The 15,482-nt window shown below is 69.8% G+C and carries 13 protein-coding genes, 1 tRNA gene and 1 other RNA gene; 13 read left to right on the forward strand and 2 right to left on the reverse strand.

Annotated features, from left to right (window positions below):
- The first annotated feature begins 24 nt into the window (after positions 1–24).
- The 4 genes from E6C70_RS13810 to E6C70_RS13825 all read left to right on the forward strand — a co-directional run bounded on the left by E6C70_RS13810 (position 25) and on the right by E6C70_RS13825 (position 2,282).
- A complete protein-coding gene (locus tag E6C70_RS13810; protein WP_136425129.1) occupies positions 25–567 on the forward strand; it encodes a putative immunity protein in 543 nt (180 codons plus the stop codon).
- A 72-nt stretch (positions 568–639) separates the two neighbouring features.
- The gene (locus E6C70_RS13815; protein WP_136425130.1) at positions 640–1,146 is read left to right on the forward strand and encodes a GyrI-like domain-containing protein; all 507 of its coding nucleotides are present in this window, start codon (positions 640–642) and stop codon (positions 1,144–1,146) included.
- A 38-nt stretch (positions 1,147–1,184) separates the two neighbouring features.
- Entirely contained in the window at positions 1,185–1,790 is a 606-nt protein-coding gene (locus E6C70_RS13820) for a dihydrofolate reductase family protein (RefSeq protein WP_136425131.1), read from the forward strand.
- A gap of 117 nt (positions 1,791–1,907) precedes the next feature.
- Positions 1,908–2,282, forward strand: a complete 375-nt coding sequence (locus E6C70_RS13825) for a VOC family protein (protein WP_136425132.1) — start codon at positions 1,908–1,910, stop codon at positions 2,280–2,282.
- 58 nt (positions 2,283–2,340) lie between these two features.
- Here E6C70_RS13825 and E6C70_RS13830 read toward each other — a convergent pair.
- Positions 2,341–2,425: transfer RNA gene (locus E6C70_RS13830), tRNA-Ser, on the reverse strand.
- A 124-nt stretch (positions 2,426–2,549) separates the two neighbouring features.
- Between E6C70_RS13830 and ffs the strand changes: the two genes are divergently transcribed.
- The 7 genes from ffs (at position 2,550) to recR (ending at position 11,848) form a co-directional block, all read left to right on the forward strand.
- An RNA gene (gene ffs / locus E6C70_RS13835) (signal recognition particle sRNA small type) lies at positions 2,550–2,646 on the forward strand.
- Positions 2,647–2,846: 200 nt separating this feature from the next.
- Positions 2,847–4,973 carry a phosphate acetyltransferase gene (pta, locus tag E6C70_RS13840; protein ID WP_136425133.1) on the forward strand — a complete coding sequence of 709 codons (2,127 nt, stop codon included), beginning with the start codon at positions 2,847–2,849 and terminating at the stop codon, positions 4,971–4,973.
- Positions 4,974–5,008: 35 nt separating this feature from the next.
- Positions 5,009–6,199 carry an acetate/propionate family kinase gene (locus E6C70_RS13845; protein ID WP_136425134.1) on the forward strand — a complete coding sequence of 397 codons (1,191 nt, stop codon included), beginning with the start codon at positions 5,009–5,011 and terminating at the stop codon, positions 6,197–6,199.
- 271 nt (positions 6,200–6,470) lie between these two features.
- Positions 6,471–7,058 (forward strand): helix-turn-helix domain-containing protein, encoded by a 588-nt coding sequence (locus E6C70_RS13850; RefSeq protein WP_136425135.1) that lies wholly within the window; start codon positions 6,471–6,473, stop codon positions 7,056–7,058.
- A 38-nt stretch (positions 7,059–7,096) separates the two neighbouring features.
- The gene (locus E6C70_RS13855; protein WP_168770965.1) at positions 7,097–8,323 is read left to right on the forward strand and encodes an MFS transporter; all 1,227 of its coding nucleotides are present in this window, start codon (positions 7,097–7,099) and stop codon (positions 8,321–8,323) included.
- A 291-nt stretch (positions 8,324–8,614) separates the two neighbouring features.
- Complete coding sequence (locus E6C70_RS13860) at positions 8,615–11,248, forward strand: DNA polymerase III subunit gamma and tau (RefSeq protein WP_136425137.1); 2,634 nt, start codon at positions 8,615–8,617, stop codon at positions 11,246–11,248.
- Positions 11,249–11,251: 3 nt separating this feature from the next.
- Complete coding sequence (gene recR, locus E6C70_RS13865) at positions 11,252–11,848, forward strand: recombination mediator RecR (protein WP_136425138.1); 597 nt, start codon at positions 11,252–11,254, stop codon at positions 11,846–11,848.
- 26 nt (positions 11,849–11,874) lie between these two features.
- On the opposite strand, the gene E6C70_RS13870 is transcribed toward recR, so the two are convergent.
- Complete coding sequence (locus E6C70_RS13870; protein WP_136425139.1) at positions 11,875–12,360, reverse strand: hypothetical protein; 486 nt, start codon at positions 12,358–12,360, stop codon at positions 11,875–11,877.
- Positions 12,361–12,421: 61 nt separating this feature from the next.
- Here E6C70_RS13870 and E6C70_RS13875 point away from each other — a divergent pair, with 61 nt between their 5' ends.
- Together E6C70_RS13875 and E6C70_RS13880 are read left to right on the forward strand one after the other, a co-directional pair.
- Positions 12,422–14,845, forward strand: a complete 2,424-nt coding sequence (locus E6C70_RS13875; protein ID WP_136425140.1) for an HAD-IC family P-type ATPase — start codon at positions 12,422–12,424, stop codon at positions 14,843–14,845.
- A gap of 66 nt (positions 14,846–14,911) precedes the next feature.
- A partial coding sequence (locus E6C70_RS13880; RefSeq protein ID WP_491044377.1) for an amino acid kinase family protein occupies positions 14,912–15,482 on the forward strand: 571 nt, incomplete at its 3' end.

Here is a 15,482-nt window from a genome sequence, read left to right on the forward strand (position 1 = left end):
GCGGGCCGTGGGAGGGTTGACGTCATGCTCTCGCCGCAGACCCTCAGCATCGAAGACCGCCGGCTGACGGCCGCGTGGGCTGCGGATTGCGCCGAGAGGGTGCTGCCGATCTTCGAGGCGGAAGCACCCACCGACGACCGGCCGAGGGACGGTATCGCCCGTGCCCGTGCCTTCGCGCGGGGTGAACTCGAGGCGGCAGGGGAGATTCGCAGGCGATTCGTTGCGGGACGGGCCGCGCAGGCTGTTCATTCACCGGCTGCCCGAGCGGCGGCGCGGTCCGCCGGTCAGGCTGCAGGGGTGGCGCACATGGGAGCTCACGCGCTCGGCGCGGCTGCTTATGCGGCCAAGGCTGTTGCGTCGGCCACCCACGGGAGATCTTCCGCCGAGGAGATCGACTGGCAGCTCGCGCAGATGAGCGAGCCTGTCCGGCAGGCGCTCGCCCGCCTGCCTCAGCTCGGTGAGGACTCGTCTGGTCCGCTGGGCGCCGGTCTCCTCGCGTCAGGGCAGCTCGGCGCGAACATCCGCGCGATCCAAGCGGCGATCCGCCGGACACCCGACAGCCGATAGCGTGCAGCACATGGAATTCCTTCTCGCGGGCGTGCTGGTGATCTTGGGGCGTTCGATCGGGAAGGACGCAACATGGAGGTGATCGACGGCCCGCGGGTCGAGTATCGCGATTCGCGCTCGACGCTCGGCATCCGTGAGCGCACGCCCTTTCGCGGGATGCTCGCCGAACGCGATCGGCTGCTCGAATCGCTCATCGACTGGATGCGGGACAACCGCGTCGAGCCCGACGGGCCCTTCTTCCTCCGGCTGCACACCGTGGACATGGCCGGCGACATGGACATCGAAGTCGGCGTCTTCGCGACAGGGACCGGCGACGGGATGGTGACCGAGGGCGTCGTGCCCGCAGGCAGCTACGTCGTCCTGCGCTACATCAACCACTCCATGCGTGCTCACCGACTCCTGTTCGGCTGGGAGGATGAGCAGCAGATCGACTTCGACGTCTCGGAGACGGATGCGGGAGCCGCCTGGGCAGGACGCCTCGAGATCTACATCACCGACCCCCGCACCGAGCCGCGCAAGACCCGCTGGGAGACGGAACTCGCATTTCTCACGCGTGGCCAGGCTCAGGAGATTCACTGAGCCTCTCGTGCCACGACACCGAAAGAAGCGGAGCAAGAATGAGCGCCACCGTCCTCTACATGTCACTGTCCCTCGACGGGTTCATCGCCGGACCTAACGAGGGCCCCGCCAATGCCCTCGGTGATGGCGGCGAACTGCTCCACGACTGGCTCTGGACGGATGAGGAGCACGATCCCGATCGCAGCAGGCCGATGGTGTCGACCGGCGTCAACAGCGAAGTCATCTCGGAGTTCATGGCGACAGGAGCGGTTGTCGCCGGTCGAGGGACCTTCGAACCGGCGAACGGATGGGGCGGGGACCACCACGACGGGGTTCCCATCTTCATCCTCAGTCGCGAAGCGCCCTCGATCGACATCGATTCCTGGCCCCTCGTCACATACGTCGACGACGTCGACGTCGCCTTCCGGAACGCGAAGGAGGCCGCGGGTGACAAGAACGTCCTCGTTCATGGCGCGGCGGTCGCGCAACTGGCACTGACGGCCGGAATCCTCGACGAACTCGAACTGCATGTCGTCCCGGTCCTGCTGGGGCAGGGGCGGCGTCTGTTCGACAACCTCTCCCCGGAGCAGATCCCCCTCGAACGCACTCGGGTCCTTCTCGGCGGGGGCGGCGTCACCCACCTCCACTACCGGGTCCTGCACTAGTTCGAACGGGGCCCCCAGAGCCCGGCGCAGGCGAGCCGCACGCGACCCGGCCGACAATGTCGGTAGGTCGGCCGAAGATGGATCCGTCGAGGCAGGAGCCCGACAGATCGGAGCACCATGGAATTCGCGTCCATCCGCATCATCACCGACGACGTCGACCGGCTCGCCCGGTTCTACGAGACCGTCACCGGTACGATCGCCGTGAGGCCGGCGCCCGTGTTCGCGGAGGTCCGCACCACGGCAGGCGTCTTGGCGATCGGAAGCACGGCCACCGTCGCAATGCTGGGCGACCGCGCGCCGAAGCCCGGCATGAACGACTCGGTCATCATCGAGTTCCTCGTCGAAGACGTCGATGCCGAGTTCGCACGCCTCCGCGACGCCCTGGACGACGTCGTGCTCGAACCGACCACGATGCCGTGGGGAAACCGGTCGACCCTGTTCCGTGACCCAGACGGAAATCTTGTCAACCTGTTCTCGCGTCCCGCCGGCTGAGCCGCTCGAGATCGAGTGCGGGCAACACCGTACGGGCACCATCGGGATGAGAAATCGGCGGAGAATGGGGGATTCGAACCCCCGAGGGCTTTCACCCAACACGCTTTCCAAGCGTGCGCCATAGGCCACTAGGCGAATTCTCCTGGATGCCATCACTGGCAGGACCTAGAGAATCCTACCCGACGGATCGACTGCCGCACGCCGCGCCGCCGTCGGGCCGCGCGCACGCGGTGGTCGGGGCGCATCCGTTCGTCGCGTAAACTGATCGACGGCTCCTCGCGTGGCGCCATCCAGGCCAACTCCCCCAGGGCGGAAACGCAGCAAGGGTAACCGGGCTCTGGCGGGTGCGCGAGGGGTCCTCGTCGTTAACCGGCATTGCATCGGCTCGCCGCAGCGTGGTTCGCCGTCGAGATGACGCAAACGGTCGGCGGTCCGGGCCGGTGCCGACAGTTTTCGTCATGTCGGAGGAGCCCGCGGTCGCACGCCGCTGGCAGCAGCGCCGGGCGGGAAGCGCCGCAGGGAAGAACCGGGCGAATGCTCATCCCGTGCCCATAGGCTGGACGTGTGGCGCGCAGCATCTATCTCAGCTCCGCGGAGGGGCATACCGGCAAGTCGAGCATCGCCCTCGGGCTGATCGCCACTCTCACGCGCAACGCGGCGCGGGTGGGTGTGTTCCGCCCCATCGCCCGCTCCGTCAACGAGCGCGACTACGTGCTCGACCTGCTGCTCGGTTCCGCGACAGCCAAGCTCGACTACGACGACTGCATCGGCGTCAGCTACGACGACGTGCACGAGGACCCGGATGCCGCCCTCTCCCGCATCGTCGAGCGTTTCAAGGCGGTCGAGGCCGCCTGCGACGCTGTTGTCATCATCGGCAGCGATTACACGGATGTCGGCAGCCCGACCGAGCTGGCGTACAACGCCCGCATCGCCGCCAACCTCGGAGCGCCCGTCATCCTCGCCCTCGGCGGACGCCTCACCACCGGCGAGGGGGAGCGGCTCGGGCAGGGGGAGCCGCGCACGCCGGAGGACATGCACGAGTTCGCCGACCTCACCCTCAGCGAACTGCGTCGCGAGCACGCCAGCCTGCTGGCCGTCATCGTCAACCGCGCCGACCCGTCCGCTCTCGACGAGATCACGGCGGCGGTCGCGGCATCCGTCGCCCGGTCGGGCGATCCTGTTCCCGTCTGGTCGATCCCCGAGGACCCGGTGCTCGTCGCCCCCACTATGGGCGCGATCATGGAGGCCACCGAGGCGACGCTCATCAAGGGCGACGCCGAACTGCTCACCCGCGAGGCTCTCGGAGTCGTCGTCGCGGCGATGAGCATGGACAACGTGCTGACCCGCCTCGTCGAGAGCGGAGTGGTCATCGTGCCCGGCGACCGCACCGAGGTGCTGCTCGCCGTGCTGATGGCGAACGCGTCGGGCACCTTCCCCTCGCTCACGGGCCTCATCATCAACGGCGGGTTCGAGCTGCCCGAGCAGGTCGAGCGCCTGCTCGACGGTCTGCGCTCGCCGCTGCCCATCGTGCAGACGGGGCTCTCGACGTTCGAGACCGCGGTGCGCATCACGCACACCCGGGGGCGGCTCGCCGCCGAGTCGACCCGCAAGTTCGACACCGCGCGAGCCCTGTTCGACCAGTACGTCGACGCCGACGAGCTCATCGGACTGCTCGAGCTCGGCACCACGTCCGTGGTGACGCCGCTCATGTTCGAGTACCAGCTCATCGAGCGTGCCCGGGCCGACCGGCGTCGCATCGTGCTCCCCGAGGGCGATGACGATCGCATCCTTCGCGCCGCTGCGACCGCCCTGACGCGAGGCATCGCCGACATCACCATCCTCGGCGAGCCGTTCGAGGTGCGCGCCCGGGCCATCGAGCTCGGGCTCGACATCCAGGCCGCCGACGTCATCAGCCCCTTCGACGATGTGCTGCGGTTCAAGTTCGCCGACGCCTACGCGGCCTTGCGCGCCTACAAGGGCAAGGCGGCGCCGACCATCGAGCAGGCGCGCGACACCGTGACCGACGTGTCCTACTTCGGCACGATGATGGTGCACTCGGGACTCGCCGACGGCATGGTCTCGGGCGCTGCCCACACGACGGCGCACACCATCCGTCCCGCCTTCGAGATCATCAAGACGCGCCCCCAGGTGTCGGTCGTGTCGAGCGTGTTCCTCATGGCGCTCGCCGACCGCGTGCTGGTCTACGGCGACTGCGCCGTCATCCCCGAGCCGACCGAGACGCAGCTGGCGGACATCGCAGTGTCGTCGGCGGAGACCGCCGAGCAGTTCGGAATCGACCCGCGCGTGGCCATGCTCTCCTACTCCACCGGGACGTCGGGCTCTGGCGCCGAGGTCGAGAAGGTGCGCGCGGCCACGGCGCTCGTCCGGGAGCGTCGTCCCGAGCTGCCGGTCGAAGGTCCGATCCAGTACGACGCGGCCGCGGATGCTGCAGTCGGGGCAGCCAAGGCGCCCGGCTCTGCGGTGGCGGGCCGGGCGACGGTGTTCATCTTCCCCGACCTCAACACCGGCAACAACACGTATAAGGCGGTGCAGCGCTCGGCGGGCGCCGTGGCCATCGGCCCCGTGCTGCAGGGTCTCAACAAGCCCATCAACGACCTCTCCCGCGGTGCGACGGTACAGGACATCGTGAACACCATCGCCATCACCGCCATCCAAGCGGCCGGAGCCTGAGCTCCGCGCATCCGCCACCGAATCGAAAGGCGCCCATGAGCTCCGTGCTCGTCGTCAACTCCGGATCGTCGTCGTTCAAGTACCAGCTGATCGATTCCGACAGCGAACAGATGCTCGCAGCCGGCGTCGTGGAACGCATCGGCGAGCCGGAGGGCCGCGCCAGCCACACCGTCCACGGTGACACGACCGAGCGCACCCTGCCGATCGCCGATCACACCGCGGGCTTCCAGGTCATGCTCGACGCGTTCGCGGCGTCCGGCCCGTCGCTCGAGAAGCATCCGGTCATCGCCGTCGGCCACCGGGTCGTGCAGGGCGGCGCGCGCTTCTTCGAGCCGACCATCATCACCGACCTCGTGCGCATCAACATCGACGAGCTCTCGTCGCTGGCGCCGCTGCACAATCCCGCCAACCTCGAGGGCATCGTCGCTGCTCAGAAGGCGTTCCCCGACGTGCCGCACGTCGCGGTCTTCGACACGGCGTTCCATCAGACACTGCCACCGGCGGCGTACACGTACGCGATCGACGCTGAACTGGCCGCCAAGCATCGAGTGCGGCGGTACGGATTCCACGGCACCTCGCACCGGTTCGTGTCGCGAGCGACCGCGGAGTTCCTCGGTCGGCCGGTCGAGGAACTGAACCAGATCATCTTGCACCTAGGCAATGGGGCATCGGCGTGCGCCGTGGCCGGGGGTCGGTCGGTCGACACCTCGATGGGCATGACGCCGCTCGAAGGGCTGGTGATGGGCACCCGGTCGGGCGACATCGACCCCGCCGTACTGCTGCACCTGCAACGCCGGGCATCCCTCTCGGTCGACGATGTCGACGCGCTGCTCAACAAGCGCAGCGGCATGCTCGGCCTCGCCGGACAGTCCGACATGCGCGACGTCGAGAAGGCGGCGGAACACGGGGATGCCGCCGCGGCGCTCGCGTTGGACGTCTACACGCATCGGCTGCGGAGTTACATCGGCGCCTACTACGTCGGGCTGGGACGGGTCGACACGATCGTCTTCACCGCCGGGGTGGGGGAGAACGACGCGATGGTGCGGTCCCGCGCGCTCGTCGGTATGGAGGGCCTCGGCATCGAACTCGACGAGGCCCGCAATGCCGAGCGTTCGCGGGAGGCGCGGGTGATCTCGACGGATGCCTCGCGCGTCACCGTGCTCGTGGTTCCGACGAACGAGGAGCTCGAGATCGCCCGGCAGACGCTGGCTGTCACGCGCGCCTGATCCTCTCTTCGCCCCACGCCTTCTCTTCGCCCCACCCCTTCTCTTCGCCCCACCCCTTCTCTTCGCCCCTACCCAATCTTCGCCCTCCCCGCTCTTCGCCTTCCCGCTTTCGTTTCCTGGACCCTCTCCCCTCTTCGTTCACAGGACGAGAGCGTCGCCAGCCTCTGTGGGGAGGCCGGCTAGGCGCTGGTCCTGTAAACGAGATCGGGTCGCCTCGCTCAGGAGCACAAGGGTTATTGCACAACAACTATTGTGTATATACGCTCGAGACATGCCACACGACGAAAGCACCGCCCAGGCGCGCAGCGTCACGGTCACCGAGCCCACCTCCCTCCGCGCGCTCGCGCACCCGCTGAGGCTCAAGTTGCTCGGCCTTCTCCGCGTCGAGGGTCCGCGATCGGTGGGGCAGCTCGCCGATCTGGTGGACGAGGCGCCCGGAACCGTGAGCTACCACCTCGGCACGCTCGCGAAGTCCGGCTTCGTCGTCGAGGCACCCGAGCTCGCCAACGACGGACGGGAGCGCTGGTGGCGGGCCGCTCACGAGCAGACGCACTTCGACCCCGCCGAGCTGCGCGACGACCCGGCGCGACGCGGCGCATCCGTCGCTCTGAGGCAGTCGATCCTGCAGTCCTACCTGGCCGAGCAGCTCGCGGCACTCGACGCGGAGTCGACGCTCGACGCCGCCTGGCTGGGCGCATCGACGGGCGGCGATGCGTTCGCCCACCTCACGCTCGAGGAGTTCGCTCGGTTCGGGGAGGAGCTCGAAGCGCTCGTCGAGAAGTGGACGACCGATCGCCGGGAGCCGCGCGAGGGGACGCGTGTCACCCGGGTCCTGTTCAGCAGCTTCCCGAGGCCGTGATGGACGGCGCGCCTGCTGAGGTGGTCGAACGTCGACGGATGCCCCTCGTCGCCCTGCTGACCGCGCAGCTGATTTCGCTCGCCGGCAACGCGATCACGCTGATCGCGGTTCCCCTCTACGTGCTCGCGACGACCCGCTCGCCGCTCGCCGCCGGTGTCGCGGGCGTGTTCGCGACCGTTCCGGTGGTCATCGGCGGCGCCCTCGGGGGAGTGATCGTCGACCGGCTGGGCTACCGGACGTCGAGCATCATCGCCGACCTCGCGAGCTGCGTCACCGTGCTCGCCATCCCGGTGCTCGCCGCCACGGTCGGCCTCCCGTTCTGGGCGCTGCTGCTGCTCGTCTTCGTGAGCGGACTCCTCGACACTCCCGGCGACACCGCGCGTGCGGCTTTCGTGCCCGACCTCGCCGAGCTGGCCCGCACTCCGCTCGCCCGTGCTGCCGGGGCGCAGGCCGCGATCAGCAGGTCGGCCGGCATGCTCGGTGCCGCCATTGCAGGTGGCCTCGTCGCACTCACCGGGCCGATCGCCGCGCTCGTCGTCGACGCTGCCACGTTCGGGATATCGGCGATCGTCATCGCGCTGTTCGTGCCCCGGCGGGCGCCGCGCGCATCCGTCGAGGCCCAGCCGGAGCACTACTTCGCCGGTCTCGCGGCCGGCATCCGCTACGTCTGGAACAACCGCCTGTTGCGCGGCATCGTGCTGCTCGTGACCGCGACGAACGCCATCGACGCGGCCGGCATGAGCGTACTCAAGCCGGTCTATGCGACCAGCGTCGTGGGCGATCCGTCGGCGCTCGGCGCGATGGTCGCCTGCTTCGCCGGGGGAGCCCTCACCGGGTCCGTGATCTTCGCCGGCATCGGCCACCGCTTCTCGGGCCGGGCGATGTTCGTCGCCTGCTTCGTGCTCGCTGGGGTGCTTCCGTATGCGGCGATGGCGCTCGCTGTTCCCTTCGCGGCGCTCGTCGGCGGGCTGGTGGTGTCGGGGTTCGCGGCGGGAGCGCTCAACCCGATGATCGCGACCGTCATGTACGGGCAGGTTCCCGAGCGGATGCGCGCGCGCGTCCTGGGCGCGACCTTCGCCGGCACCGCGGCGTCGATGCCGCTGGGCGCCCTGCTGGCGGGGCTGGCCGTCTCGGCGGTCGGCCTCCACTTGACGCTGGTCGGAGCCGCCGTGCTGTACGGATGCCTCACCCTCACGCCGCTCCTCGACCGGTCGTTCCAACAGCTCTCCGAGGCACGCTCGCCCGGCACGCCCGCGCCGGCCTGAGCGTGCTGGGCTCGGTGTGAATCGGTAGCGCGGCGTACGACATAGGGTGCGGCTCGGGTGACAGCACGCGCCCGGGTGCCAGCACGCGCCGGGGCGACAGCACGCGCCTGGGTGACAACACGCGCCCGGGCGACAGCACGCGCCCGGGCGATAGCGCGCCGCTCAGGCGATCGGCGTGGATTCAGGCGCGAATCCCGGGTTCCGTCCTGACCAGCGCACCATCGCCTGAGCCGCGGTCGTGGCCCTGCGCGAGAGGGCGATCGTGTCAGGGGCGGCCATTACGATTGGTGCGTGGTCACAGCCCTCTATCGCCGTTATCGGCCCGAGTCGTTCGCCGAGATGATCGGCCAGTCGCAGGTGACCGATCCGCTCATGACGGCCCTGCGCGCCGACCGGGTGAATCACGCCTACCTGTTCAGCGGCCCGCGCGGCTGCGGCAAGACCACGAGCGCCCGCATCCTCGCCCGCTGCCTCAACTGCGCCGAAGGCCCCACCGACACGCCATGTGGAAAGTGCGACAGCTGCATCGAGCTCGGGCGCGGCGGCGGAGGATCGCTCGACGTCGTGGAGATCGACGCCGCGAGCCACAACGGTGTCGACGATGCCCGCGACCTGCGCGAGCGCGCCATCTTCGCCCCGGCACGCGACCGCTACAAGATCTTCATCCTCGACGAGGCGCACATGGTCACCCCGCAGGGGTTCAACGCGTTGCTCAAGCTCGTGGAGGAGCCGCCCGACCACGTCAAGTTCATCTTCGCCACGACGGAGCCCGAGAAGGTGCTCGGCACCATCCGCTCGCGCACGCACCACTACCCGTTCCGCCTCGTCCCGCCCGGCCAGATGCTCGAATACGTTCAGCAGCTGTGCGACGCCGAGGGCGTGTCGGTCGCACCCGGCGTCCTGCCGCTCGTCGTCCGCGCCGGAGGAGGGTCGCCGCGAGACACCCTCAGCCTGCTCGACCAGCTCATGGCCGGCTCGGAGGACTCGACGGTCGACTACGAGCGCGCCGTCTCGCTGCTGGGCTACACGCATGGCGCTCTGCTCGACGAGGTGATCGACGCGATCGCCATCCGCGATGCCTCGGCCGCCTTCGCCGGCGTCGACCGGGTGATTCAGACCGGGCAGGACCCCCGCCGTTTCGTGGAGGACCTGCTCGAGCGGCTGCGCGACCTCATCGTCGTCGGCGCGACGTCGGCTCAGGGTGCCGCTGCAGTGCTGCGGGGAGTTCCCCAGGACGAGATAGACCGGATGGCGCAGCAGGCCGCAAGCTTCGGCCAGGCCGAGCTGTCGCGCACCGCCGACATCGTCAACACCGCGCTCACCGAGATGACCGGTGCCACGTCGCCGCGTCTGCACCTCGAACTCCTCGTTGCGCGGGCGCTCGTGCCATCCGCCGACACCACCGATCGTGGCGCGCTCGCCCGCGTCGAACGGCTCGAGCGCCGCGTCGGCGTGACGGATGTCGCGGGCGGCATCGGCGCAGCGCCCGTCGCGACCTCCCCAGCCGCCGCCGCCGGAGCGCCGACGGAGGTCTCCGGGCAGAAGGCAACTCCGGCCCGCGAACCCGCGCCTGCAGCGTCCGCACCCTCCGGCGGATCTGCGCCCGTGACATCGACGCGGCCGAAGGAGTCATCCCCCGCCGCACCCGCCGGCGGGGCGGCGTCTGGGGCGCCGACGCAGACGCGAGCGTCTTCGGCTTCCTCACCCGACGCGTCCGCGGAATCCGCCCCGCATGCGCCGGATGCTCCTGCCGGGTCGTCCCGCACGGCGCCGAACGCTTCAACAGAGTCCGCGCCGGCCGCGCCCGCCGCACGCGTGCTTCCCGTCGGCCCCGTCAGCCTGCAACAGGTGAAGGACGCCTGGCCCGAGGTGCTCGAGGCCGTGCGGGCCGCCAAGATGAACGCCTGGATGGTCGTCTTCACGGCCCAGGTCCGCGAACTGCGCGATGGGGACGTGCTCGTGCTCGGCTTCCCGAGCCAGAAGGACGTCGCCGACCTCAAGCAGCAGGCTGCCCCCGGGCAGGGCGTCGGCGACATCCTCAAGCGCGCCGTCTCCGACATCCTCGGGTTCACGCCCAAGCTCGTCGCCCGCGTCGATACGCCGCAGGGAGCGACCGAATCGAGCCGCGAAGCCCCCTCGGCTGCGGCGGGCGAGACCGCCTCCGCCCGGGCAGAGGAGCCTGCTCCAGCCCGGTCGACGGGGGCAGCGGCCGGCGTCGGCCGTGGACCGTCGTCAGCCGCACGTTCCTCGTCGCCGCGCGGGTCGGGCAATGCTCCCGGGCAGAATGCCGCGGTGCAGAACGCCCCAGAGAAGTACGACGGATGGGCGACCATCACGATCCCGGGCGGTCCCGCCGACGATGGCTCGACCGCCGTGGAGGACGAGGCTGCCGCGCCGGAGACGAACGCCGCACCCGGTGTCGCGGAGAACCCCGTGTCAGCTGGCACAGCGGCTGCCGCACCCGATGTCGAGGGATCTGCTTCGCTCGACTCCGGGCCCGAGGCCACGCGGAGTGTCGTGCAGGATGCCGAGCCTGACGACTTCGGCATCCCGTCGGACGACGACGCTCCGCCGCCCGACGATGCGCCGCCCGAGCCACCCGACCGTCGCGATCCCGCCGCGTCCGGCCCACCGCCGGCACGTGAGCGTGCGACGTCCGGGTCCCAGCTCCCGCGGGGCCAGCGATCGGCACCTGCGCGCCCTTCGACGACGGGCAGCCTGACCGCCCAGACCACGCCGACCACGTCGCCCGAACCTCAGGGAGGCGCGCCGGAGCGCTCGCAGCCGGCCCGGCGACCGGTTCCACGCACTGCGACGGCATCCGGCGGCCCGCAGCGCTACGGCGAATCCGTCGTGCGCGAGGTACTCGGCGCGACGTTCCTCGAGGAGCAGCCGCATACGCCGAAGACGGGGTTCCGGCCCTAGCCCATGTACGAAGGAATCGTTCAAGACCTCATCGACGAACTCGGTCGCCTGCCGGGCATCGGGCCCAAGTCGGCCCAGCGCATCGCGTTCCACATCCTGCAGACCGAGTCGTTCGATGTCGCCCGGCTCGCCGAGATCCTCACCACAGTGCGCGAGCGCGTGAGGTTCTGCAGCATCTGCGGCAACATCAGCGAACAGGAGACCTGCAGCATCTGCCGCGACCCGCGACGCGATCCCGCGCTCATCTGCGTGGTCGAGGAGGCCAAGGATGTCGTCGCCATCGAGCGCACGCGCGAGTTCCGGGGCCTCTACCACGTGCTCGGCGGCGCCATCTCGCCCATCGACGGCATCGGCCCCGACCAGCTGCGCATCCGTCAGCTCATGCAGCGTCTCGCTGACGGGACCGTTCAGGAGGTGATCATCGCCACCGATCCGAACCTCGAGGGCGAGGCCACCGCCACCTACCTCTCGCGAATGCTGACCACCCTCGAGATCCGGGTGACCCGGCTCGCCTCCGGCCTCCCGGTCGGCGGCGACCTCGAGTACGCCGATGAGGTCACCCTCGGCCGCGCGTTCGAGGGGCGCCGCGTCGTCGGCTGAGGCTGAGCTGCGCGCGCCTGCGCGCCTCAGCGCAGGATCTCGACCAGCACCACCCACGCGAGCAGCACCGAACTGATGATCGCCAGGATGCCCCCGGCAGCGGCGAACCCGTAGCCCCACGGGGCGCCGGCCATCAGCGTGACGGAGGCCACCAGGTACGCGGCGATCGGCAACCATCCGAGCGCCACCTTCGGCAGTCGCCACCCGGGGGGCGCCGTCGTCTCGGCCATGATGTGCCCGCTCGCCCGCCACTGAAGGGTACCGGCCGCCAGCGTGGGCACCAGCAGCTCGAGTCCGAGCGCCCATACCGGCTGTGCGGGAGCGAGCGCAGCGAGGCTCGCGACCAGCGCCAGCACGAGTCCGGCGATGGCCGCGGCGACGCGCGATGGGATGGTCTCCGCTTGGATCGCCTCCTTGATGTTGACCGACATCGCGACGATGATCAGTCCGGCCAGGGCGGCAGTCGCCCCCGCAGTGGCGACATTGAAGTCGCTCCATCCCTCGAGACCCATAGGCCGCACTCTAGTGCTGCACTAGCGTGACTGACAGGCGGATCGACATGACGGGGCGGCGATGACGGACACGGTGGCATCCGAACAGGGGCTCACCGCGGCGGACGTGGCGGACCTGACGCGCCGCGGTCTCAGTAATCGCGTCGATGACAGTTCCAGCCGCAGCATCTGGAGCATCGTTCGCGCCAACGTGCTGACGCTGTTCAACGCGATCGTCCTCGGCGCCTTCCTGCTGCTGCTCCTCCTCGGCCAGTGGCAGGACGCCCTGTTCGGTCTCACCGCCATTGCCAACGCGGTCATCGGCACCGTTCAGGAGTACCGCGCCAAGCGGGCACTCGACAGGCTCGCGCTGCTGCACGCTCCTCGAGCGCGCGTACTGCGCGACGGCTCCGAGCAGCTCATCGAGGTGGCAGGCGTCGTGCAGGGCGACCTCCTCGTGCTCGTGGCCGGCGATCAGGTGACGGCGGATGGGACTCTCGTCGACGCCCGCCGCATGGAGGTGGACGAGTCGCTGCTGACCGGCGAGTCCGATCCGGTGGAGAAGGGCGTGGACGATCACGTCCTGTCGGGCTCCATCGTGGTGGGCGGCGAGGGGCGCGCACGCGTCACGAACGTCGGAGCCGACTCGTTCGCCAACCGCCTGACCGGCGAGGCCCGCCGCTTCTCGCTGGTCTCGAGCGAACTGCGCGCATCCGTCAACCGCATCCTGAAGTGGATCACCTGGGCCATCTTCCCCATCATGCTGCTGGTCGTGAACTCGCAGATCCAGGTCGTCGGCGGCTGGCAGAAGGCGATCGAGTCGGGGTCGTGGCGTCAGGCTGCCGTCGGCGCCGTCGCGGCGGTCATCGCGATGATCCCGCTCGGCCTCGTGCTCATGACGAGCATCGCCTTCGCCGTCGGCGCCGTGAAGCTCGCCCGCCGTCAGGTGCTCGTGCAGGAACTGCCCGCCGTCGAGGGTCTCGCCCGCGTCGACGTGATCTGTCTCGACAAGACCGGAACCCTCACCGACGGCGAGATCGTGTTCGACGACGTGCACTCGGTGACGGATGCGCCGCAGCCCGGCTGGCAGAGCGTGCTCGCGGCGTGCGGCGCCGATCCGCGGGCCAACGCCACCGCTCGCTGCCTCACCGCCCGGTTCACCGAACCGCCGAGCGAGGCGCCCGTCGCGAGCGTGGAGTTCTCCTCCGCCCGCAAGTGGAGCGCCATCGCCTTCGAGCACCAAGCCCGCGGAACGTGGGTGCTCGGCGCTCCCGAGATGGTGCTCGACGACCCGTCGTCGCCCGTCCTCTCCCGAGCCGCCGCGCTCGCCGCACAGGGCAGGCGCACGCTGGTCCTGGCCCATGCCGACACGGTGTTGACCGACGCGCAGGCGGAGGCCGGCGACCGGCCGGATGCACTAGTCCCCGTGGTGCTGCTGACCTTCCGCGAGAACCTCCGGCCGGATGCCGCCGAGACCCTCGCCTACTTCACCGCGCAGGGCGTCGGCATCCGCATCATCTCGGGCGACAATCCCCTCACCGTCGCTGCCGTGGCCCGCGACGCCGGAGTGGACGCAGCCGGTTACGACGCCCGGCAGCTGCCCGACGACATCGAGGGGATGGCGGAGGTACTCGATCGCGAGTTCGTCCTCGGCCGGGTCACCCCCACGCAGAAGAAGTCCATCGTGCTCGCACTTCAGAGCAGAGGGCACACGGTGGCGATGACGGGCGATGGGGTGAACGACGCTCTCGCCATCAAGACGGCGGACATCGGCATCGCCATGGAGTCCGGCTCAGCGGCGACTAAGGCGGTCGCCCGGCTGGTGCTGCTCGACGGCCGCTTCTCGCACCTGCCCGGGGTCGTCGACGAGGGGCGCCAGGTGATCGCCAACATCGAGCGCGTCTCCATGCTCTTCCTCACCAAGACCGCCTACGCCATCGCGCTGTCGGTGGTCTTCGGCGTGCTGCTGTGGGGCTTCCCCTTCCTCCCCCGCCAGCTCTCGGCGACGGATGGCCTCACCATCGGCATCCCGGCGTTCTTCCTGGCCCTCATGCCCAACACCCGACGCTACGTGCCGGGCTTCCTCCGCCGTTCGCTCAGCTTCGCCGTCCCCGCCGGCGTCGTGGTGGCACTGGCACTCGTCGTCGTGAACGGCTACGCGCGCACCCTCGGTGCCGATCCGGCCGAGTATCGCACCGCATCCACCATCGCGCTGGCCATCATCGGACTGTGGGTCCTGGTGGTGCTCAGCCGACCGTTCACGTGGCTCAAGGCGGCAGTCGTCGCCGCCATGTACGCGGGTCTCGGCCTGCTCTTCGTCGTCCCACTGGCCCGGGACTTCTTCGTGCTCGTGACGCCGGATGCCGCCCTGTTGACGACGACGCTGGTCGTCGCGGGGATCGGTTGTGCCTGCATCGAGGTGGTGCGATTCGTCCAGTTGCGTTGGTTGCGGCGCCGGGAGGAGGCGCCGTCCCGCACGGCGGAGGCGGCGGCGCACGTGCCGTAATCCGCATGCACCCCGAATTATGATGGGCATTCGGGCATCTGCTGCCCCCACCCCTCAGGAGTACACGTGAGCTTGATCGTGCAGAAGTTCGGCGGGTCGTCCGTCGCCGACGCCGAGAGCATCAAGCGCGTCGCCAAGCGCATCGTCGAGACCCGCCGTGCGGGCAACGAGGTGGTCGTGGCCGTCTCCGCCATGGGTGACACGACGGATGAATTGCTCGACCTCGCCCATGAGGTGACCCCCATCCCCGCGCCGCGCGAGCTGGACATGCTGCTGACTGCCGGTGAGCGCATCTCGATGGCCCTGCTGGCCATGGCGATCCGCTCGCTCGGCTACGACGCGCGCTCGTTCACCGGCAGCCAGGCCGGCATGATCACGGATGCCCAGCATGGCGCCGCCCGCATCGTCGACGTGACGCCGGGCCGGCTGCGGGAGGCGCTCGACCAAGGCGCCATCGCGATCGTGGCCGGCTTCCAGGGCTTCAGTCGCGAGTCTCGTGACATCACCACGCTCGGTCGCGGCGGATCCGACACCACCGCCGTCGCGCTCGCCGCGGCCCTCGGCGCCGACGTCTGCGAGATCTACACGGATGTCGACGGCGTCTTCACGGCCGACCCACGAGTGGTGCCGAAGGCCC

Origin of the sequence: Orlajensenia flava (genome assembly GCF_004801905.1) — a bacterium.
GTDB lineage: Bacteria > Actinomycetota > Actinomycetes > Actinomycetales > Microbacteriaceae > Orlajensenia > Orlajensenia flava.

Coding starts and splice junctions, on each gene's coding strand:
- E6C70_RS13815 (WP_136425130.1), top strand. CDS start 640: ATGGAGGTGATCGACGGCCCGCGGGTCGAGTATCGCGATTCGCGCTCG.
- E6C70_RS13820 (WP_136425131.1), top strand. CDS start 1,185: ATGAGCGCCACCGTCCTCTACATGTCACTGTCCCTCGACGGGTTCATC.
- E6C70_RS13855 (WP_168770965.1), top strand. CDS start 7,097: ATGCCCCTCGTCGCCCTGCTGACCGCGCAGCTGATTTCGCTCGCCGGC.
- recR (WP_136425138.1), top strand. CDS start 11,252: ATGTACGAAGGAATCGTTCAAGACCTCATCGACGAACTCGGTCGCCTG.
- E6C70_RS13825 (WP_136425132.1), top strand. CDS start 1,908: ATGGAATTCGCGTCCATCCGCATCATCACCGACGACGTCGACCGGCTC.
- E6C70_RS13870 (WP_136425139.1), bottom strand. CDS start 12,360: ATGGGTCTCGAGGGATGGAGCGACTTCAATGTCGCCACTGCGGGGGCG.
- E6C70_RS13845 (WP_136425134.1), top strand. CDS start 5,009: ATGAGCTCCGTGCTCGTCGTCAACTCCGGATCGTCGTCGTTCAAGTAC.
- E6C70_RS13810 (WP_136425129.1), top strand. CDS start 25: ATGCTCTCGCCGCAGACCCTCAGCATCGAAGACCGCCGGCTGACGGCC.
- E6C70_RS13850 (WP_136425135.1), top strand. CDS start 6,471: ATGCCACACGACGAAAGCACCGCCCAGGCGCGCAGCGTCACGGTCACC.
- E6C70_RS13875 (WP_136425140.1), top strand. CDS start 12,422: ATGACGGACACGGTGGCATCCGAACAGGGGCTCACCGCGGCGGACGTG.